Genomic DNA, 19,101 nt, shown 5'->3' on the forward strand with positions numbered 1-19,101 from the left:
CAAGCTCCTAGAGTGGGGTCGTCGCCAGCCGTGAGGCGGTGACTCGCGAACCACCTTTTCCAGGAGAATTGTGACGCCTGCCCGCAGCCGTCGCCCCGGCGCGCCGACGAGAACCGAACGCGGCATTCCCGAGGCCACTGTCGCGCGCTTGCCGGTGTATCTGAGGGCCCTGACCGCCTTGTCGGACAGTGGCATCGCCACCGCGTCGAGCGAGGATCTGGCGACCGCCGCCGGGGTCAACTCGGCCAAGCTGCGCAAGGACCTGTCCTACCTGGGCTCCTACGGCACCCGCGGGGTCGGCTACGACGTCGAGTACCTGCGCTACCAGATCGCCCGCGAGATCGGCGTCACCCAGGACTGGGCGGTCGTCATCGTCGGGATCGGAAACCTGGGCCACGCGCTGGCCAACTACTCCGGCTTCGGCACCCGCGGCTTCCGGATCGTCGCCCTGCTGGACGCGGATCCGACCCTGGTCGGCGAGCAGATCGGCGACATGATCGTCCGGGACTTCGCCGAGCTCGAGGAGATCGTCGCGGCCGACCGGGTCTCGATCGGCGTGATCACCACGCCGGCCGGTCCGGCCCAGGAGGTCTGCGACCGGCTTGTATCAGCCGGCGTCACCAGCATCCTCAACTTCGCACCGGTGGTACTGACCGTGCCGACCGGCGTCGACATCCGCAAGGTGGACCTCTCGATCGAGTTGCAGATCCTGGCGTACCACGAACAACGAAAGTCCGGAGAGGCGGCGCTCCCCGAGGTGCCCGAACTGCCAGCGATGAACGGTGTGGTCTCCGATCTGCCCAGCGTCGGCGGGGGTGTCGGCGCATGAGCTACTTGGTCGTCGGGATCTCGCACCGGTCCGCTGAGATCTCTGTACTCGAGCGGGTGGCCCTCGATCCGGACGCGGCGACCAAGCTCGCGCTCGCGGTCCAGCACACCCCGGCGGTGACCGAGTCGGCCGTCCTGGCCACCTGCAACCGCACCGAGGTCTACGCGAACGTCGACCGCTTCCACGCCGGCATGGACGAGGTCACCGCGATCCTGTCCGACGTCACCGGCGTACCGCTGCTCGACCTGGCCGAGCACCTCTACGTGCACTTCGAGGAAGGCGCCGTCTCGCACCTGTTCCAGGTCGCGGTCGGGCTGGACTCGATGATCGTCGGCGAGAGCCAGATCCTCGGCCAGCTGAAGGAGACGCTGCGGATCGGTCAGGACCTGGAGACGATCAGCTCCGCCCTGAACCCCTTGTTCCAGCAGGCGTTGCGGGTCGGCAAGCGAGCCCGGTCCGAGACCGGCATCGACGCGGCCGGGCGCTCGGTCGTGTCCGCGGGGCTCGAGGCCGTGGGCGGCTACGAAGGCCGTCGCGCCCTCGTCGTCGGGGCCGGCTCGATGGCTTCGCTGGCAGCCCAGACGCTGCTCGCGGGCGGTGCGGCCAGCGTGACGATCGCGAACCGCAACTACGACCGCGCCGTCGCGCTGGCGGACCGGATCGGCGGTACGGCGATCAAGCTCGCCGACGTCCCCTCCGCCATGCGCGAGGCCGACCTGATCGTCTCCTGCACCGGCGCGCGGGGCGTGGTGCTGACCGAAGAGATGGTTCGCGACGCCGCGGACGGCCGGCCGCTCGGCGTACTGGACATCGCGCTGCCCCGCGACGTCGATCCCGCGGCCGCGCGGATCGAGGGCATCACCTTGGTCACGCTGGCCGACCTCGCCCGGACGGCGGGCGGCAGCGCGGACGACATCGACGAGGTACGCCGGATCGTCGGCGAGGAGACGGGTGCCTTCGAGGCGACCCGCCGCGCCGCGTCGGTGCTGCCGACCGTGGTCGCGCTCCGGACGATGGCCAGCGAGCTGGTCGACGCCGAGCTGGCCAGGCTGGACCGCAGGCTGCCCGGGCTGGACGAGATCCAGCGCGGCGAGGTGGCCCGGACCATCCGGCGGGTGGTCGACAAGGTGCTGCACACGCCGACCGTCCGGGTGAAGGAACTGGCCGCCGATCCGGGCGGCCCGACCTACGCCGACGCGCTGCGGGAGCTGTTCGCGCTCGATCCCGCCACCGTGGACGCGGTCACCGCTCCCAAGACTTCGCAGGCAACCGGAGGTGATCCCGCATGATCAGGCTCGGAACGCGCAGGTCGGCGCTCGCGACCGCCCAGGCGACCGATGTGGCCGACCGGCTGCGGGCCCTCGGGCATGACGTCGAGCTGGTCCCGATCGTCACCACCGGCGACACCAATCGCGCGCCGCTGGAGCAGATCGGCGGTACCGGCGTTTTCGTCAGCGCGCTGCGCGACGCCCTGCTGGCCGGTGAGATCGACATCGCCGTGCACTCGCTGAAGGATCTGCCGACCACCCCCGAGGCCGGGCTGACGCTCGGTGCGATCCCGCAGCGGGAGGACCCGCGCGACGTGCTGGTCGCCCGCGACGGGTTGAGCCTCGGCGAGCTGCAGACCGGCGCCCTGGTCGGGACGGGTTCGCCGCGCCGGGTGGCGCAGCTGGAAGCCCTCGGACTGGGCCTGGAGCTGACCGGGATCCGCGGCAATGTCGACACGCGGATAGCAATGGTCACGGATGGCAAATTGGACGCGGTGGTGCTCGCAAGGGCAGGGTTGGCCCGGTTGGGCCGGCTTTCGGAGGTCACCGAGACGCTGGATCCGATCCAGGTGCTGCCGGCACCGGGACAAGGTGCCCTGGGCATCGAATGCCGCGACGACGATGACGTGGTGCTCAAAGCCCTTGCACCGTTGGAGGATCCCGCAGTACGCGCAGCGGTGACGGCCGAACGGCAGATGCTGGCCACGCTCGAGGCAGGGTGCACGGCTCCGGTCGGCGCGCTCGCCGAGGTGGTCGAGGGTGAGGACGGGCCGGAGCTGTGGCTGCGGGGAGCGTTGGGCCAGGACGGCGGCGTACGGCGGCTGTCGGCGAACGGGCCGGTGGACGACCCACGGGCTCTGGGCCGGCGCCTCGCGAACGAGTTGCTGGAGCAGACATGACACCGGCACGGGGAACGACGCACGCGAGCACGAGTACGGGTACGAGCACGAAGACGAGCAGGACAAGGGCAAAGGCGACAGCAGACGTGAGCAGCGCGAAGACAGCGGCCACCCCGGCACCCCAGAAGGTGCCGGCCAAGATCGCCGCCAGCACCACGACCGCCAAGCAGACCAGGCCACTCGGCCACGTGACCTTCGTCGGCGTCGGCCCGGGCGATCCCAGCCTGCTGACGATCGCCGGCCGGGACGTGCTGGCCAACGCCGACGCCGTCGTGGTCGAGGGTCCTGAGCACGACGCCTTCCTGGCGTACTGCAAGCCGGGCGTCGAGGTCATCGACGGCTCCGGCGCCGAGGGCAGCCGGGCGCTGCGGGTCGCGGCCCGGGCCCGGCTGGTGGTGAAGACCGCCAAGGCCTCGTCGAACGTGGTCCGGTTGCTGACCGGCGACCCGTTCACCTTCTCCAGTGGGGCCGAGGAGGCGTCCGCCTGCCGCAAGGCCGGCATCAGCTTCAACGTGGTTCCCGGGGTCAGCGAGGTGAGCGCCGTTCCGGCGTACGCCGGGATCCCGCTGACGATGAAGAGCGACCGCGAGGTCACGGTGCTGGACCTGGCCGAGGCCAAGCTCGACTTCAGCCGGCTGCACCCCAAGCAGACGCTGGTACTGCTGAACGCGACCGAGGTTCTGAAGGACACCACCGCCGCGCTGATCGAGTCCGGCTTCGACGCCGGTACGCCGGTCGCCGCGACCGTCGGCGGCACCACCACCGCGCAGACCTCGGTGGTCGGGACGCTCGGCACGATCGTCGCGGACCTGCGGGCCGCCAAGCTGGTCGGCGAGGCCGTGATCGTGGTCGGCGCCGTCGTCGAGCAGCGCGAGTCGCTGTCCTGGTTCGAGACCAAGCCGCTGTTCGGTTGGCGGATCCTGGTGCCGCGCACCAAGGACCAGGCCGGCCCGCTGATGGACCGGCTGCGCCGCTACGGCGCGATGCCGGAAGAGGTGCCGACCATCTCGGTCGAGCCGCCGCGCAACCCGCAGCAGATGGACAAGGCCATCCGTGGCCTGGTCGAGGGCCGCTACGAGTGGGTCGCCTTCACCTCGGTGAACGCGGTCAAGGCGGTCCGGGAGAAGTTCGACGAGTACGGTCTGGACGCCCGGGCGTTCTCCGGGCTGAAGATCGCCGCGGTCGGCGAGAAGACCGCCGAGGCGATCGGTGCCTGGGGCATCCGGCCGGACCTGCTGCCGTCGGGTGAGCAGTCCGCCGCCGGGCTGGTCGAGGACTGGCCGCCGTTCGACGAGGTGCTGGACCCGATCAACCGGGTCTTCCTGCCGCGGGCGGACATCGCGACCGAGACCCTGGTGGCCGGGCTGACCGATCTCGGCTGGGAGGTCGACGACGTCACGGCGTACCGGACCGTTCGGGCCGCGCCGCCGCCCGCGCCGACGCGTGAGGCGATCAAGTCGGGCAAGTTCGACGCGGTCGTCTTCACCTCGTCCTCGACCGTGCGCAACCTGGTCGGCATCGCCGGCAAGCCGCACGCGTCGACGGTGATCGCGGTGATCGGCCCGGCGACTCTGAAGACCGCCGAGGAGCACGGCCTGCGCGTGGACGCGATGGCCGAGGCCCCGTCGGCCGAGGAACTGGCCGACGCACTCGCTCGCTTCGGCGCCGATCGTCGTGACACCATGCTGGAGGCCGGGGAGCCGGTCACCCGTCCGTCCGAGCGCCGCTCGGGTTCTCGCAGGAAGAGCTAGGTTCCGCCATGGCTGGTTTCCCGGAGGTTCGTCCGCGGCGACTGCGGTCGTCGGCAGCGGTCCGTCGGCTGGTCGCCGAGACCACCATCGAGCCGCGGCAGCTGATCCTGCCGATGTTCGTCCGGGAAGGCGCGCGCGAGCCGATCGCGATCAGCTCGATGCCGGGCGTCTACCAGCACACGCGGGACACGGCCCGGAAGGCGGTCGCCGAGGCTGCCGCACTGGGCCTCGGCGGGGTGATGCTGTTCGGAGTACCGACGTCGAAGGACGCTGTCGGTTCCGGTGCGGTCGATCCGGACGGCATTCTGAACGTGGCGATCCGGGATGCCGTGGCCGAGGCGGGTGACGACCTGCTCGTGATGTCGGACCTCTGCCTCGACGAGTTCACGGATCACGGGCATTGCGGCGTACTGGACTCCGCGGGCCGCGTGGACAACGACGCGACCTTGAAGATCTACGCCGAGATGGGTGTCGCGCAGGCTTCCGCCGGTGCTCACGTCGTCGGCCCTTCGGGGATGATGGACGGCCAGGTCGGCGCGATCCGCACCGCGCTCGACGGCGCCGGCTTCCTCGACACGGTGATCCTCGCGTACGCCGTGAAGTACGCGTCGGCCTTCTACGGCCCCTTCCGCGAGGCCGTCGACTCGTCCCTCCAGGGCGATCGCAAGACCTACCAGCAGGACCCGGCCAACTCCCGCGACGCGATCCGCGAGGTCGACCTCGACATCGCCGAGGGCGCCGACATCGTGATGGTCAAGCCGGCCCTCGCCTACCTGGACATCATCCGCCAGGTCCGCGACCACGTCACGGTCCCGGTCGCCGCGTACAACATCTCCGGCGAGTACGCGATGGTCGAAGCCGCCGCCGCCAACGGCTGGATCGACCGCGAACGAGCCATCCTCGAAACCCTCAACTCGATCCGCCGAGCCGGCGCCGACACCATCCTCACCTACTGGGCAGCCGAAGCAGCCACGCTCCTCAGGTAACTCACCTCTGGCGGCGCCTCGCCATCACGGCGTGATGACCTAGTAGCTCCCGAGGAAGCCTGGGGCTGACAGGGCGGCTTGAGCGGTGAACTCGGCCGTGAGGTGGATGAGTTCGGAGAAGGGGACCGGACGGCGGCTGGTGGCCGCCAGATCGGCGTGGGCTTCGGCTGACCACAGGAACGGATAGACAGAGATTCCCTGGGCGAGTGTGAGGGATTGGCTTTCCTTTTCCCAGCCGGACCACCGCAGCGATTCGTAGAACTGGGTGGTTTGGCCGGACAAGAGCCACTCGAGCCATTGGCTGTGGGTCATCGGAAGCGCGTCCCATTCGAGGGTGTCCGGGGCGAAGTACAGGATCTGACCGGGAGAGCCCGGGCGACCGGCCGATTCCGGATGCATGCCGTTGAGGGTGAAGACACCGCCCAGTACGTCGTACCCGACGACGAGACCGTCTTGCGGTGTCCAGTTGATGTCCGGCTCGCTGGGGAAACGGTTGACCTCGGCCATGCTGTTTCCATTAGCAACCGATCCGCCGAGCACACGGATCCAGCCGTGGTCCACGACGAGCCCGCCGGAGTTGAGGGCCAACCCGCCGAGTGCGGATCGTTCCGTGACCTGGAGCTGCGCCAGACAACGCTGGCCGTCCACCGCGACGCCAGGCAGGATCTGAACCTCCAGTTCACTCGAGGAGATCAGTCCCAAGATCCAGGGCCAGGCTGCGTCCGTCATTCACCGATACTCCCATCAGGGGCCTTCGCGTCGTAGCGGCGGAAGGTTCTGTTGGTGGCTAGGAGGAGGACTCCTAGGACGCAGGCTGCGCCGCCGGTGAGGATGCTGATGGTTGGGCCGGCCAGGCCTGCGACTGTGCCTGCTCGGACGTTGCCGAGGTTGGGGCCTCCCAGGCCGATGATGAAGTCGAGGGAGTTGAGGCGGCCGCGGAGGTCGTCGGGGGTTTTGGTTTGCAGGATGGTGGCGCGGAAGACCGTGGTGACGATGTCGGCGGCACCCGCGATGGCCAGGAACGTGACGGCTAGCCAGAGGTTGTGGGTGAGGCCTACTGAGCCGATGCCGGCGCCCCAGATCGCCACGGAGATGAGCATGGCGCGGCCTTGGTGGCGGAGACGAGCCAGCGGGCCGGAGAGGATGGCGGCGATCAGGCCGCCGATTCCGATGGCGGCGAAGAGGTAGCCGACGGTTCGCGGTCCGCCACCGAAGCGGGTGGCGGCGAGGGCGGGGAACAGGGCGGTCGGCATCGCGAGGACCGTTGCGTTGAGGTCGATCAAGAAGATCATCCCGATCAGCTTGTGGTTGACGGCGTACTTCACGCCCTCCACCACCGAGCGCAGGCCGAGCTTCGAACCGCCGCTGTCGGGTGGCATCGGGGGCAGCCGCCGGACGCTGACCAGTACGGCGACGAAGGTCAACGCATCAAGCCCGTACGCCGCTTCGAGCCCGGCCGACGCGATCAGCACTCCGGCCAGCACCGGCGCGGCGATCACCGCCACCTGGAACGACAACTGTGACAGCGCGGCAGCAGCCTGCAGCCGCTTCACCGGCAGTACTCGTGGGATGAACGTCCGACGGGCAGGTACGTCGATTGCCGACACCGCGGCAGAAGTTGCCGTGAGCAAGTAAAGCAACCAGACCTGGCGCCAGTCGAGCAACGCCTGGACGGCGAAGAGCAGCGAGACGCTCATCAACCCGCACCCGGTGAGCAACACCAGCCGCCGCCGATCGACCGCGTCAGCCAGCGACCCGCCGAACAACCCGAGCAGCAACGTCGGTACCAGCGACGCCAGACTGATCGCGCCGACCGCCACCGACGATCCGGTCAGGTCGTACGTCTGAATGGCGACCGCGACCATCGTCATGAAACTACCGATCGAGGACAGCGACTGCCCCGCCCACAACCACCGGAACTCCACCGACTCCCGCAACGGCGTCACATCGGCGAACAGTCCAGGCACAAACGTCGATTCTCGCCTCACACCCGCGACCGGGCAAACGGATTTGACGCCGTCCGGCACGATGTACAGGACCAGGGGAGGCGACGTGACGACAGCAGCACCGGAACTCATCGCGACCAAGCGACGGCCCGCCACGTGGTACGGCATCTGGGCGGTCGTCAACACCGCCCTCGGCGTGCTGTTCGCCTACCCGTTCCTGCTGCTCGCCCTGATCGGCCTGCACGCCCGGGCGATGCTCTTCGACCGCCCCGACTCCCCGTTCTCGAACAACGAGATCCAGGGCGGCGAGGCCGACGGCTTCATCCCACTCGGCATCGTCGCCGCACTCGTCATCCTGGCGGTCCTGATCGGAATCAACCTGCCGCTGTTCCGGCGCCTCCACCCGGCATCCGGCACTACGAAAGCCGCCCTCACCCTGCTGACGGCCACCCTCCTGATCGCGCCGTCGTTCTTGCTCTGGTAGGTCAGCGTTTGACGGTGTAGTCGGACTGGATCAGGCCGGCGCCCAGGGTGCGGGTGGCGTTGTGGGTGAGGTTGATGTCGTGGTCGAGGTCGCCGAACAGCGAGAAGCCGGAGCCGAGCAGGACTGGGACGACGGTGATGGTCAGCTCGTTGAGCAGCCCGGCCCGGAGGAAGGTCTGGATGACTCGGCCGCCGTCGGTGTAGACGCGCTTGGCGCCGCGGTCCTCCAGCGTCTGGACCAGGCCGTCGAGGGTGCGGTGCACGATGATGCGCTCGTCCGCATCGGCGTCCAGCGTCGTACTGAGCACCTCGACCTGCTTGCCCTCGTACGGCCAGAAGCCGAAGCTGAGCGCCTTCTCGTACGTGTTCCGCCCCACGACGACGGTGTCCACCGCCGCCATGAACTCGTCGTACCCCGTGTCGCCCGCCTGCTCGCCCCGCTCGGTCAGCCAGTCGATCGACCCGTCCGGGCGCGCGATGAATCCGTCCAGGCTGGTCGCGATGAAAACCGCGGCATGAAAAGTCACTCCTCTTTTGTACAGCCTGCCACCGACAGACCACAGCGAGAGTCAGCGCTTTTGACGAAACTCGTCCACATGCTCGGCTGCCCACTCACCGAAGCTCCGCGCCGCCCGCCCGCTGACCTCCTCAACCGTCGCCGTGATCAGCGTCGACGGCGGCCGGCCGACATTGGCGAGCAACGCCTCGACCAACGCCGCCGGACGACCGTCCGCGAGCATCTGCGCCCGCGCATCCCCGGCCGCGACCGGCTCGAACCGCAGCTCCCGCCCGAGCGCAGTACCAATTGCCGCGACCTGCTCCGCGCGACTGACGACCGCCGGGCCGGTCAGTATCAACCGCTGCCCGTCGAGGTCGGCTGACGTCAACGCGCGGGCCGCGACGGCGGCGATGTCGCGCTCATGGACAACCGCCGTGGCGGGGATGTCCGGGCCCCGCACGACACCCGTACTGCGAACCTGCGCCGCCCACCCCCGCGCGTTGGAGGCGATCGTGTTCGCCCGCAGAATGGTCCAGCTCGCCGCAGCCCCCTCCACCAACGCCTCGAGCTCCGCATGCATCCGATTGATCGGATCCCCGTGCCCCTCGGCCACCCCGGACGACGACAGGTAGACGACCCGCCGCCCCCGGCCGACCTCTTCCAGCACCGCCGGCGCCGCGTCCGCCGTCAGGAACGGCCAGATCAGGAAGACCGTGTCGACCCCGTCCAGTGCGTCCCGAAGGCTCTCCACCTTCGACAGATCTCCGCCGGTCTGACGGGAGAAGGGGCGAACGTCCGCGGCCGGGAGTTGCCGGATCAGCTCGCGGCCGACGTTGCCGGTGGCACCGGTCACCAGGATCTTGGTCATGCCTGGTGACAGCTTCCGGCGTACCGGAGGTATTCCCGTCAGCCTTTGAGGCCGGTTTGGGTCAGGCCTTCGACGAATTGGCGTTGGGCCAGGACGAAGATGATGAGGACGGGGAGGGCCGACAGGGTGGCGGCGGCCAGTTGGACGTTCCACATGGCGCCGCCGTAGGCGTCGACGTACTGGGTGAGGGCCTGGGGGATGGTGAAGCGGTCTTTGCTGGAGAGGAAAACGATCGGTTCTAGGTAGAGGTTCCAGCTGTGCAGGAAGGTGAAGATCGCGACCGCGCCGATTGCGGGCCGGGCGAGCGGGAGGGAGACCTGCCAGAACAGACCTAGGCGGCCCAGGCCGTCCATCCGGCCGGCTTCCTCGAGTTCGCGGGGGAGGGTGATGAAGAACTGGCGCATGATGAAGGTCGCCAGGACGCTCGGGGCGCCGAGCATCGGGATCAGGAGGAGCGGCCAGTGCGTGTTGACCAGGCCGAGCGAGTCGAACATCCGGTACAGCGGGATGATCGTCACCTCGTTCGGGACCAGCAGGCCGGCCAGCACGATCATGAAGACGACGCCGGCGCCGCGGAACTTGATCCGGGCGAAGGCGTAGCCCGCGAGCGACGAGACGACCAGCGTGCCGAGGGTGACGACGACGGCGATGTAGCAGCTGTTCAGGTACTGCCGGCCGAACGGTTGCAGCTCGAAGACCTGCCGGTACGCGTCCAGCGTGACCGTGTGGGGGAAGAGCGAGAAGGCGAAGATCTCGTTCACCGGCTTGAGCGAGGCCGTCGCCATCCACCAGGTGGGGAAGACGAAAGGCACGCAGCAGACCAGCAGTACGCCGTACAGGATCAGCTTGCCCTTACGACTCATGGAAAACCCACCTCCTACGCATGCGCCATTGCAGTGCCGTCAACGCGAGGACGATGACGAAGAGCAGCAGCGAGATCGTGGCGCCGTAGCCGAAGTGATGGAACTGGAAGGCCTGCTGGTACAGGTAGTAGACGAGGACGGTCGTAGACGTCCCCGGCCCGCCCTGCGTCAGTACTGCGATCTGCGCGAACACCTGCAGCGAACCGACCACCGTCAGGATCGACGTCAGCAGGATCGTCGGGCTGATCAACGGTACCGTCACCCGCCGGAACCGCGCCCACGCCGAGGCGCCGTCGATCCGAGCGGCCTCGTAGAGCTCGGCCGGAACCCCTTGCAGGGCAGCGAGAAACAGCACCATGTTGAGCCCGACGCCCTTGAAGAGCTGCACGACGACGACCGAGATCATCGCCGTCGCGTCACCGCGCAGCCAGTTGGGGCCGTCGATGCCGATCAGATCCAGGAAGCCGTTGATCCCGCCGTTGTCCTGCAGCAGGAAGCCCCACACGATCGTCCAGGCGACCAGCGTCACCACGACCGGCGAGAAGAACAGCGTGCGGAAGAAGACCGTCCCGCGGAGCTTCTGGTTGAGCAGTACCGCGAGGAACAGCGCGAGGCTGAGGTTGAGCACCACCAGCCCGAGCGAGAAGGTTCCGGTCGCCCGAAGCGCCGGACCCAGCCGGGGGTCGTCGGCGAGCGCCTGGTAGTTGCCGGCACCGACGAAGTCGAAGGTGCCGGCCAGCACGTTCCACTCGTGCAGGCTGTACCAGACCACGAGCCCGAGCGGGACGATGACGAAGGCGGCGATCCCGGCCAGCTGCGGCGCGATGAACAGCCAGCCGGCCAGCTCGTCGCGCCGCCGCATGGTCCAGTACGGCACGCTGCTCGCCGTCCTGGGCGGGGCGACCTGCTTGTCGTCGAGTAGCAGCGTCATTTGCTCAACAGCGGGTTGATCTTCGAGCACACGCCGGACAGGACGGCCTTGACGTCGGCGTCCGGCTTCCACAGCGGGTCGAGGGCGGCACGGACGGTCTGCTGCAGTTCGGCGTACCCGGTGTGGCTGGTCTTGAGGTCGCCGCGCTCGATGCCGTCGATCACGACGCTCTGCAGCTGCTCGGGCTTGAGCAGCGGGTTCGCCTTGGCCAGTAGCGAGGTGGTGAGCTGCGACTTGCGCGGCGGCGGGAAGAACTGGGCGAGCTTGGCCGAGTTCTCCTGATCGGTGAAGTAGGCAAGGAACTTCTTCGCCGCGTCGGCGTGCTTGCCACGCTTCATCACACCGATGCCGGCCTGGCCGACGACCGAGTACTCACCGGCCGGGCCCTTCGGCAGCGGTACCAGGTCCCACTTGAACTTCGCCTTCTCCAGCAGGGCCGCGCGGCTGATCTGGGTCAGTACCATCGACGCGTCGCCGGCGAAGAAGTCCGTCGTACGCCCCGGGCCGGGCATCGCCTTGTCGGTGAAGATCGTCTTGTGGACGAACGTCATCGCGTCGACCATCGGCTGCTGGTCGAACCCGCAGCTCTTGCCGTCCTCACTCCACGGCCGGGCGCCCCAGCCGGCCCAGATCGTGTTGAGCGTGTCCCAGCCCTTGTAGTCGAAGTCGCCGACGACGATGCCGCCCTTGCCGGTCTTCGCCTGTACTGCGGCGCCGGTCGCGACCGCCTGGTCCCAGGTCCAGGCGCCGGCCGCGATCTGCTGCGCGGGGGTCGGTCGTCCAGCCGCCGTCACCAGGTCGGTGTTGACGAAGACCCCCAAAGGCGAAGTGGAGAAGGGATAGGCGAAGAGCTTGCCGTCCTGCTCCCAGGTAGCGGTTGCGCTAGGCAACAGATCTGGGTCCTTGTCGATCGGCTCCAATGCGCCGGAGGTGACGAAGTCGGGCGCGGTGCTTTCGAGGATCCAGGCGAGGTCGGGTGCGTTGCCGCCGCCGATCTGGGTGGTCAAGGCGGTGGTGTAGCTGTCGAACGGGATCGACTCGAAGGTGATCTTGCCGATCTCCGGGTGGTCCTTCTTGTAGGCGGTGGCGATCTGGTCGAAGAGCGCGGTGTGCTTGGCGTTCGCGCTCCAGATGGTCATCCGCAGGTCGATCGGGCCGGACGCGGCCGGGCTGTCGCCGTCTGATCCGCCGCAGCCTGCCACCATCAGTAATGCGGCGGTGGTTGCTGCCGCTGTCAGCAGTCGGAGTTTCATGATCAGTCCTCCATCAGTAGCCGGAGACGTCCGGCCAGCTCAGTTCGACGCCCTGGGCGACCAGTACTGCCTGGAAGTCGCTGAGCAGAGCAGGGGAGTTGCGGACCGCGCGCGGGCTGACGCGACGGTCCAGGCAGAAGGCAGCGAGCAGTCCCGCGGCCTCGCCGATGTTCCACTCGACCGGGTGCAGCCGGTAGCAGCCGTTGGTGATGTGGGTGGTGCCGAGGTTCTTGCTCGCCGGCAGCAGGTTCTCGACCCGCTGCGGGATCAACGCCCCGAGTGGGATCCGGAACGGGCTACTGGCCACGTCGATGTAGTTGTCGCCGCCAGTGGACGGGTGCAGGTCGATCCGGTACATCCCGACGCCCACACTGTCGCCGTACTCCGCTGCGCCCTTAGCTCCTCGTACTGCGACCGACAGGTCCTGCTCGACGACCGTGTACTCCGCTGCGATGCGCCGCGACTCTCTGATGTAGGGCGCCTGGGCCAGGCCGTCCTTGGACCCGAGGAGGTCGCCCCGGAGACGCAGGCCTTGGAACCCTGTGCCGCCGTCGGGTCTGGGCGCCTCGGTCTGGAGCCAGTAGAAGACTGCCTGGGACAGCTCCTTGGCTTTGAGTAGATGCTTGGCGGCGTCCGGTACGTCGAAGACCGGGCCGTCGAGGTAGTCGATCATCGGCCAGTTCACCAGGCAGATGTCGGACTCGTAGGCGCCTGGCTGGAAGTGTCGGCGGGCTGCGATCCGCCGGAACGTCCAGAGGTTGGTGTCACCGCCGGTACGCCGCTGGTCCGCGACCACTGCGAGTGGGTCGTCGTCTGGGTTAGGGGTGAAGGTCCGGCGTGAGGTGGCGAGGGTGCGTGGGTCTGGGGCGTTCCAGGAGAGCATGCGGTCGCCCCAGAAGGGTGGCTGGTAGTTGCGCCAGTAGGCGTAGTTGGCCGGCTTGTCGCCGACCTGGTTGCCGTCGACGTGGTCTACCGCGAAGCAGAAGGAGACGGCTTGCATGTTGAGTGGTTGCGCTTCTGCTGGTGCGCTGGGCTCGCCGGTGGTGGCCTGCGATTCGAAGCCGGTGACGTACTCGGTGCCGGTGAGGGGGAGGAGTTCTCCTGTCTCGGTGGCGTCGAGGACGTAGGGCGCGGTGAGGGTTAGTTGGTCGCCGGTGTCGCGGTGTTCGACCTGCACCGACGTGACCTGGTCGCCATCGGTCGTGGCGGCGATCGGCTTGTAGGGTTGGAGAATCTGGAGCTTTCGGTTGGACCGGTACGGGGCGAGCATCGACTCCAGGACCGCTACGGCGACTCGCGGTTCGTGGCAGAGCTTGGAGACGTAGCCGGCGCCGGGGTTGAGTTCCGCGGCCGCTCTCGATTCGGCGGTCAGTGGGTAGTACCGGCGGTAGTAGTCGCGGATGCCGTCTCGCAGCCCCCGGTACGACGCTGTGACGCCGAACTGCTCCACCCAGGTGTGCTCGTCCGGTGGTACCGCCTGGCTCGTCAACTGCCCACCCAGCCAGTCGTACTCCTCGGTCATCACCACCGACCGCCCAGCCCTCAGCGCAGCCAAAGCCGCGGCCACCCCACCGAGACCGCCGCCGATCACCAGCACATCCGTCTCCATCAGAACCCCTTCACCTTGCCGAGCGTGCTTCCCTCGACGAGCTCACAATCCAGCAGTTGCTGCAGCTCGACCTCCTCACCGGACAAGACCGACTCCAGCAACCCCACGGCCCGCCGCCCCATCTCCTTCCGCGGAATGTGAAACCCCGAGTACTCCCCGTCCCCCTTCACCGGCCGACTCGCATCCCCCAAAGCCACCACCGAAAGGTCCCTGGGAACCTCCAGCCCGCGCTCCCGCGCGGCATGTGCAAGAGCAGCCGCATCGGCGAGATCCTCGACAAACACCGCAGTAACCCCGCGCCCCAGCAGCTCGTCGAGCACCTCACCAACCGCCCGCTGCGCGGGCGGGCTAGAGGGGGAGGAGGGCCGGCCCACGCCGATTTCGAGCTCCGCAGGAGCGGGTGGTGCGAGGTGTAGGCCTCGGGGGGGCTACCTGGTGGAAGCCGAGTAGGCGGTCGGCTGAGGATTCTGCGCCTTGGCCAGGGCCTACGAAGGCCAATTGTTGGTGGCCGAGTTGTAGGGCGCGGGTCGTGACTGTGGCGGTGGCTGTTGTGTAGTTGGCGCCTACGTAGGGGATGACGGTGGAGGTGCCGTCCGAGAGTGCCGGGTTGTTGCGGCGGCCTACTGAGACGAAGGGGTAGTTTTCGGAGACCAGGCGGCTTAGTTCTGTGGCGGGGATTCGGCGGCCCAGGAGGAGGGAGCCGTCTGCTATCCGGAGACGGTTGTTCTCGTGGAAGACGAGGCGGTGGCCGTCGGTGACGGGGGCGCTGGTGAACAGGAGCAGGTCGCAGCCGAGTTCTTCGGCGCTCTCCTCGATGCCGCTCAGGAACGGGTGGTAGAAGTCGGCGCTCGCGCTCGGGAACACCGACTCGTAGGTGAACACCCCGAGGATCTGGTTGCGCTGCTGCAGCAACCGGCGGGCGAGCGGATCCGCCACGTACCCGGTCTCCCGGATCACCTTCAGCACCCGGTCCCGCGTCTCGGTCGGGATCCGCGCTGACGCCGCCGTGCGGTTGTTCAGCACCAGCGAGACGGTCGTCTGGCTGACCCGCGCCAGCCGCGCGATGTCGCGCTGCGTCAACCGCTCGCTCATCCGCCGACCTCCCTTGAGTAATACGTATTGCCAGCCATGTGATCCGGAACGGTAGACCGGCGCGTTCGCCACCGTCAAGACCGCAAGCGCGTGCTAATACGAATTAGCAAACGGGCGTGAGTAAGTGATCAGCCAGGCAGGCTCAGGAGGCGCGCAGGTTGAGCGTGTAGTACGCCGGTGCGCGCCCGGTGAGGTGGACCCGCAGACCGTCCGGCACCAGCGAGCCGTTGAGCTGGGTGTACTGCTCACCCGGATCCATCGCCACCCGCGTCGCCCCGTTGCCAGGACCGAACTCGATCGAGTCCTCGCCGACCGAGTACACCCCGGTACCACCGACCAGCTGATAGTTGCCGTCAGCATCGAGCGCATCGACCCCGCCGAGCACCCCACCCGCCCGGAAACACAGCTCGATCGCGAACGGTACGTCGGACCCGGACAGCTCGAAGTCCAGGTCGAACCCGCCGGCCACCTCGGTCACCGCGACCGTGGTGCGGAGACTGCGGTACTGCTTCGGCCGCCATCCGAAATCCATCGACGAGTAGAACCGGCCGTCGCTGCTCAGCGCGTACCCGCCGTCGTCGCTCCGGTACTGCTGAGGCAGCGGTAAGTGATACGGCACCCGCACCTCGTCGCCGAGCTCGAAACTCGCCGGCCCGGTCCGCCGGAGTCCATTGCTGCGGAAGTGGCCGGTGCCGAAGAACTGCGGTGACAACCGGACGGAGTCGAGGACGGCGGCGCCGGTACGGAACTTGAAGAACGTGGGATTGGTCGACAGGCCGGACGCGATCACCGGCACGTCGTGGAAGTCGGTACCACCGAAGACCGACGCTGTACGGCTGCCTCGGCGAATCCGGGCGAGTTGCTGGGACGGAAACTCATGGACGAAGTCATCCGGCACCGGCACTGCGACCGGCAGAACACCAGCGAGCTGCGGCCGCTCGACGACCTCGGCAAGAAAGTCACCGACCGCGCCGACCGCGCCGGCGTCCGGGCCGCCGGCGTCCAGCGAGTCGGCGGTGCGGGTTTCGATGCCTTTGGCAACTGTTGCGAACCGTCCGTCGCCATCGAGCAGAGCCAGTTCACGGAACTGGGTCAGGTACCACCAGATGTCCCTGATCCTGGTCTGGTCCTGGCGCCGGGAGGCGATCGTGTCCACCTCGCCGTTGGGCTCCAGCAGGTACAGCGTGGCGTCCAGGTTCCTGCGGACGAAGGCGATCAGCTCCGGCCGCCGATGCAACCGCGCGATCGTCAGCAGCGACGGATTCGTCACCTCCGACGCGTAGGTCGAGCTCCGCTCGCTGTAGCTCCCGTCCGGCGTCGCGTCGATCCCTTCGGCCAGCCACTCGTCGATGCGATCGGCGTACCGCTGATCAGGAAACAGCTGATTGACCCGGGCGAGCGCCGCCGACACCTCCCAGCGATGGTTGGGAGTGTGCACGCCTCCGGTAGCGAGCGCCGGCCCGGCCTGACGAATGACCCACTCGAGAACATCGCGAGATCTCTCAGTGGCAGGCTGCCCGTCGCCGTCGAGCAGTGCCCAGCTCAGGCAGAGGTCCTGGATGGCGAAAGCACTGTCGGGCGGCGAATGCAGGTTCCCGAGATCCCACGTGCCGTCGTCGTGCTGCGAGGCCGACAATCGTTCGGCCAGGAATTCCAGTGGCTCGATCAAGGTCTCGTCGTGGTGATGCGCGGACTGCTCCCAGACGTAGCCCGAGACCAGTCGCCGGGCCTTCCGCGCGCTGGCGCGGACGCTGTCCGCAGGGCTCCGGCAGGTCTCGAGGACGGCTGGGATCTGAGCCTCGTTCAGCTTCGTCAACAAGCCCAGAAATGCTTCGTCGCGCTCCATCGAGACCTCCGCGGGCAGAAAAGCAGCACGGTACTGTCCTCGCCGCGGTGGCCGGCGTCCAGGGGCGGGCGGGGTCCGGAACCGGTCACGGTAAAACCGGGAAAGGTCTTGTCTGAACCGGTTCGGTGGACTAACTTCTGACAAATCGGCAAACGCTTTCCAGTAGCCTCACAGCCGCCCGGAGGTGGAGACGTTGAGCGCTCTGACCGAGAAGAAGAAAGAGAATCTCGCGGCCTACCTGTTCTTGTCGCCGTGGTTGCTCGGACTGTTCGTGATCACGATCGGCCCGATGCTCGCGTCCCTCTACCTCGCCTTCACCGACTACAACCTGATCCAGTCGCCGGAGTGGATCGGCCTGCAGAACTTCACCCGGATGCTGTCCGACGAGCGCCTGCACAACTCGCTCCGGGTCACCTTCACCTACGTCTTCGTCTCGGTCCCGATCCAGCTCTCGATCGCCTTGCTGCTGGCGGTCGTACTGGATCGCGGTGTCCGCGGGATGGGCTTCTACCGCTCGATCTTCTACCTGCCGTCGCTGCTCGGCTCGAGCGTCGCGATCGCGGTCCTGTGGCGCCAGGTGTTCGGCACCGAAGGCCTGCTCAACCAGGTGCTCGCGACGATCGGGATCGACGGCAAGGGCTGGATCTCCGACCCCAGTACGGCGCTCGGCACCCTCGTCGTGCTCAACGTCTGGACCTTCGGCTCCCCGATGGTGATCTTCCTGGCCGGCCTGCGTCAGATCCCGGCCATGTACTACGAAGCCGCGTCCGTCGACGGCGCCGGCGTACTGCGCAGGTTCTTCAGCATCACGCTGCCGCTGCTCACCCCGATCATCTTCTTCAACCTGGTGCTGCAGATCATCCACGCGTTCCAGTCGTTCACCCAGGCGTTCGTCGTCTCCGGCGGCACCGGCGGCCCGTCCGACTCGACGATGTTCTTCACGCTCTACCTGTACGACCGGGGCTTCGGCCATTTCGACATGGGCTACGCCTCCGCGATGGCGTGGTTCCTGCTGGTGATCATCGGCATCTTCACCGCGGTCAACTTCTTCGCTTCGAAGTACTGGGTGTTCTATGACGACTGAGACGCTCCGAACCACAGTGGCCGCGCGACGGCAGACCGGTATCACCTGGGCCAGGGTCCGGCCGGTGGTGATCCATGTCGTGCTGGCCGGGTCGGCCCTGGTGATGCTCTACCCGGTCATCTGGATGGTGGTCAGCTCACTGCGCCCGGGCAACGAGATCTTCCGCGACCCCGGCATCCTGGTGAAGGACCTGAAGATCGAGAACTACCGCGTCGGCTGGAACGCCCTGACCGAGCCGTTCACCCGGTACCTGCTCAACTCCGCGGTCGTGGTGCTCGGCGCGATCCTGGGCAACCTGGTCTCCTGCTCGATGGCGGCGTACGCCTTCGCCCGCTTGGAGTTCACCGCGAAGAGGCTCTGGTTCGCGATCATGCTGCTCAGCATCATGCTGCCGATCCACGTGGTGATCGTGCCGCAGTACATCCTGTTCTCGCGGGCCGGCTGGATCAACACGTTCCTGCCACTCGTCGTCCCGAAGCTGCTGGCCACCGACGCGTTCTTCGTCTTCTTGATGGTGCAGTTCATCCGCGGCATCCCGCGGGAGCTGGACGAGGCGGCCCGGATCGACGGCTGCGGCCGGGCCGGGATCTTCCTGCGGGTGATCCTGCCGCTGATGGTGCCGGCCCTGGCGACCACCGCGATCTTCACCTTCATCTGGACCTGGAACGACTTCTTCAGCCAGCTGATCTACCTGACCGATCCGAAGATGTACACCGTCCCGGTCGCGCTGCGCTCGTTCGTCGACGCCACCACGAGCACGTCCTGGGGATCGATGTTCGCCATGTCGGTCGTCTCCCTGGTCCCGGTCTTCCTCGCCTTCCTGCTCGGTCAGCGGTTCCTGATCAAGGGCATCGCGACCACCGGCATCAAGTAACCCCTCCGAAAGGTGCTCGT

Annotated in this window: 19 protein-coding genes; 8 read left to right on the forward strand and 11 right to left on the reverse strand. The window is 67.7% G+C overall.

Going from position 1 to position 19,101, the window contains the following annotated elements:
- Positions 1–70: 70 nt before the first annotated feature.
- The 5 genes from ABD116_RS26430 to hemB are packed head-to-tail and all read left to right on the forward strand — an operon-like array spanning position 71 to position 5,733.
- A complete protein-coding gene (locus ABD116_RS26430; RefSeq protein WP_343975715.1) occupies positions 71–829 on the forward strand; it encodes a redox-sensing transcriptional repressor Rex in 759 nt (252 codons plus the stop codon).
- Positions 826–2,118 (forward strand): glutamyl-tRNA reductase, encoded by a 1,293-nt coding sequence (locus ABD116_RS26435; protein WP_343975718.1) that lies wholly within the window; start codon positions 826–828, stop codon positions 2,116–2,118. The genes ABD116_RS26430 and ABD116_RS26435 overlap by 4 nt, the downstream gene beginning before the upstream one ends.
- Complete coding sequence (gene hemC, locus ABD116_RS26440; RefSeq protein WP_343975721.1) at positions 2,115–2,996, forward strand: hydroxymethylbilane synthase; 882 nt, start codon at positions 2,115–2,117, stop codon at positions 2,994–2,996. The genes ABD116_RS26435 and hemC overlap by 4 nt, the downstream gene beginning before the upstream one ends.
- Positions 2,993–4,747: a bifunctional uroporphyrinogen-III C-methyltransferase/uroporphyrinogen-III synthase gene (locus ABD116_RS26445; RefSeq protein ID WP_425552152.1), complete on the forward strand. Its 1,755-nt coding sequence runs from the start codon at positions 2,993–2,995 to the stop codon at positions 4,745–4,747. The genes hemC and ABD116_RS26445 overlap by 4 nt, the downstream gene beginning before the upstream one ends.
- Before the next feature lie 8 nt (positions 4,748–4,755).
- Positions 4,756–5,733: a porphobilinogen synthase gene (hemB, locus tag ABD116_RS26450; RefSeq protein WP_343975727.1), complete on the forward strand. Its 978-nt coding sequence runs from the start codon at positions 4,756–4,758 to the stop codon at positions 5,731–5,733.
- A 39-nt stretch (positions 5,734–5,772) separates the two neighbouring features.
- Here the strand turns inward: hemB and ABD116_RS26455 are convergent, their stop codons facing one another.
- Both ABD116_RS26455 and ABD116_RS26460 read right to left on the reverse strand, forming a co-directional pair.
- Positions 5,773–6,462 (reverse strand): DUF2625 family protein, encoded by a 690-nt coding sequence (locus ABD116_RS26455; protein WP_343975730.1) that lies wholly within the window; start codon positions 6,460–6,462, stop codon positions 5,773–5,775.
- Positions 6,459–7,700 (reverse strand): MFS transporter, encoded by a 1,242-nt coding sequence (locus ABD116_RS26460; protein ID WP_343975733.1) that lies wholly within the window; start codon positions 7,698–7,700, stop codon positions 6,459–6,461. The genes ABD116_RS26455 and ABD116_RS26460 overlap by 4 nt, the downstream gene beginning before the upstream one ends.
- An 85-nt stretch (positions 7,701–7,785) precedes the next feature.
- Here ABD116_RS26460 and ABD116_RS26465 point away from each other — a divergent pair, with 85 nt between their 5' ends.
- Positions 7,786–8,163, forward strand: coding sequence for a hypothetical protein (locus ABD116_RS26465; protein WP_343975736.1), 378 nt, complete (start codon positions 7,786–7,788; stop codon positions 8,161–8,163).
- Position 8,164: 1 nt separating this feature from the next.
- Here ABD116_RS26465 and ABD116_RS26470 read toward each other — a convergent pair whose 3' ends face one another.
- The 9 genes from ABD116_RS26470 to ABD116_RS26510 form a co-directional block, all read right to left on the reverse strand.
- Entirely contained in the window at positions 8,165–8,689 is a 525-nt protein-coding gene (locus ABD116_RS26470; protein ID WP_343975739.1) for a dihydrofolate reductase family protein, read from the reverse strand.
- A gap of 42 nt (positions 8,690–8,731) precedes the next feature.
- Positions 8,732–9,529: a Rossmann-fold NAD(P)-binding domain-containing protein gene (locus tag ABD116_RS26475; RefSeq protein ID WP_343975742.1), complete on the reverse strand. Its 798-nt coding sequence runs from the start codon at positions 9,527–9,529 to the stop codon at positions 8,732–8,734.
- A gap of 38 nt (positions 9,530–9,567) precedes the next feature.
- The gene (locus ABD116_RS26480) at positions 9,568–10,392 is read right to left on the reverse strand and encodes a carbohydrate ABC transporter permease (RefSeq protein ID WP_343975745.1); all 825 of its coding nucleotides are present in this window, start codon (positions 10,390–10,392) and stop codon (positions 9,568–9,570) included.
- Positions 10,382–11,323 (reverse strand): carbohydrate ABC transporter permease, encoded by a 942-nt coding sequence (locus tag ABD116_RS26485; protein ID WP_343975748.1) that lies wholly within the window; start codon positions 11,321–11,323, stop codon positions 10,382–10,384. The genes ABD116_RS26480 and ABD116_RS26485 overlap by 11 nt, the downstream gene beginning before the upstream one ends.
- Positions 11,320–12,576 (reverse strand): ABC transporter substrate-binding protein, encoded by a 1,257-nt coding sequence (locus tag ABD116_RS26490; RefSeq protein WP_343975751.1) that lies wholly within the window; start codon positions 12,574–12,576, stop codon positions 11,320–11,322. The genes ABD116_RS26485 and ABD116_RS26490 overlap by 4 nt, the downstream gene beginning before the upstream one ends.
- Positions 12,577–12,589: 13 nt before the next feature.
- Complete coding sequence (locus tag ABD116_RS26495; RefSeq protein WP_343975754.1) at positions 12,590–14,185, reverse strand: FAD-dependent oxidoreductase; 1,596 nt, start codon at positions 14,183–14,185, stop codon at positions 12,590–12,592.
- Complete coding sequence (locus ABD116_RS26500; protein ID WP_343975757.1) at positions 14,185–14,505, reverse strand: substrate-binding domain-containing protein; 321 nt, start codon at positions 14,503–14,505, stop codon at positions 14,185–14,187. The genes ABD116_RS26495 and ABD116_RS26500 overlap by 1 nt, the downstream gene beginning before the upstream one ends.
- Positions 14,506–14,533: 28 nt before the next feature.
- Positions 14,534–15,277 carry a LacI family DNA-binding transcriptional regulator gene (locus ABD116_RS26505; RefSeq protein WP_343975760.1) on the reverse strand — a complete coding sequence of 248 codons (744 nt, stop codon included), beginning with the start codon at positions 15,275–15,277 and terminating at the stop codon, positions 14,534–14,536.
- A gap of 142 nt (positions 15,278–15,419) precedes the next feature.
- On the reverse strand, positions 15,420–17,123 hold the full coding sequence (locus ABD116_RS26510; protein WP_343975763.1) for a hypothetical protein: 1,704 nt from the start codon (positions 17,121–17,123) through the stop codon (positions 15,420–15,422).
- A 193-nt stretch (positions 17,124–17,316) separates the two neighbouring features.
- Here ABD116_RS26510 and ABD116_RS26515 point away from each other — a divergent pair, with 193 nt between their 5' ends.
- Together ABD116_RS26515 and ABD116_RS26520 are read left to right on the forward strand one after the other, a co-directional pair.
- Entirely contained in the window at positions 17,317–18,207 is an 891-nt protein-coding gene (locus tag ABD116_RS26515) for a carbohydrate ABC transporter permease (RefSeq protein WP_343975766.1), read from the forward strand.
- The gene (locus ABD116_RS26520; RefSeq protein ID WP_343975769.1) at positions 18,197–19,081 is read left to right on the forward strand and encodes a carbohydrate ABC transporter permease; all 885 of its coding nucleotides are present in this window, start codon (positions 18,197–18,199) and stop codon (positions 19,079–19,081) included. Before ABD116_RS26515 ends, ABD116_RS26520 begins: the two co-directional genes overlap by 11 nt.
- The last annotated feature ends 20 nt before the right edge of the window (positions 19,082–19,101 follow it).

It is taken from the genome of Kribbella koreensis (assembly GCF_039525325.1).
Taxonomy (GTDB): Bacteria; Actinomycetota; Actinomycetes; order Propionibacteriales; family Kribbellaceae; genus Kribbella; species Kribbella koreensis.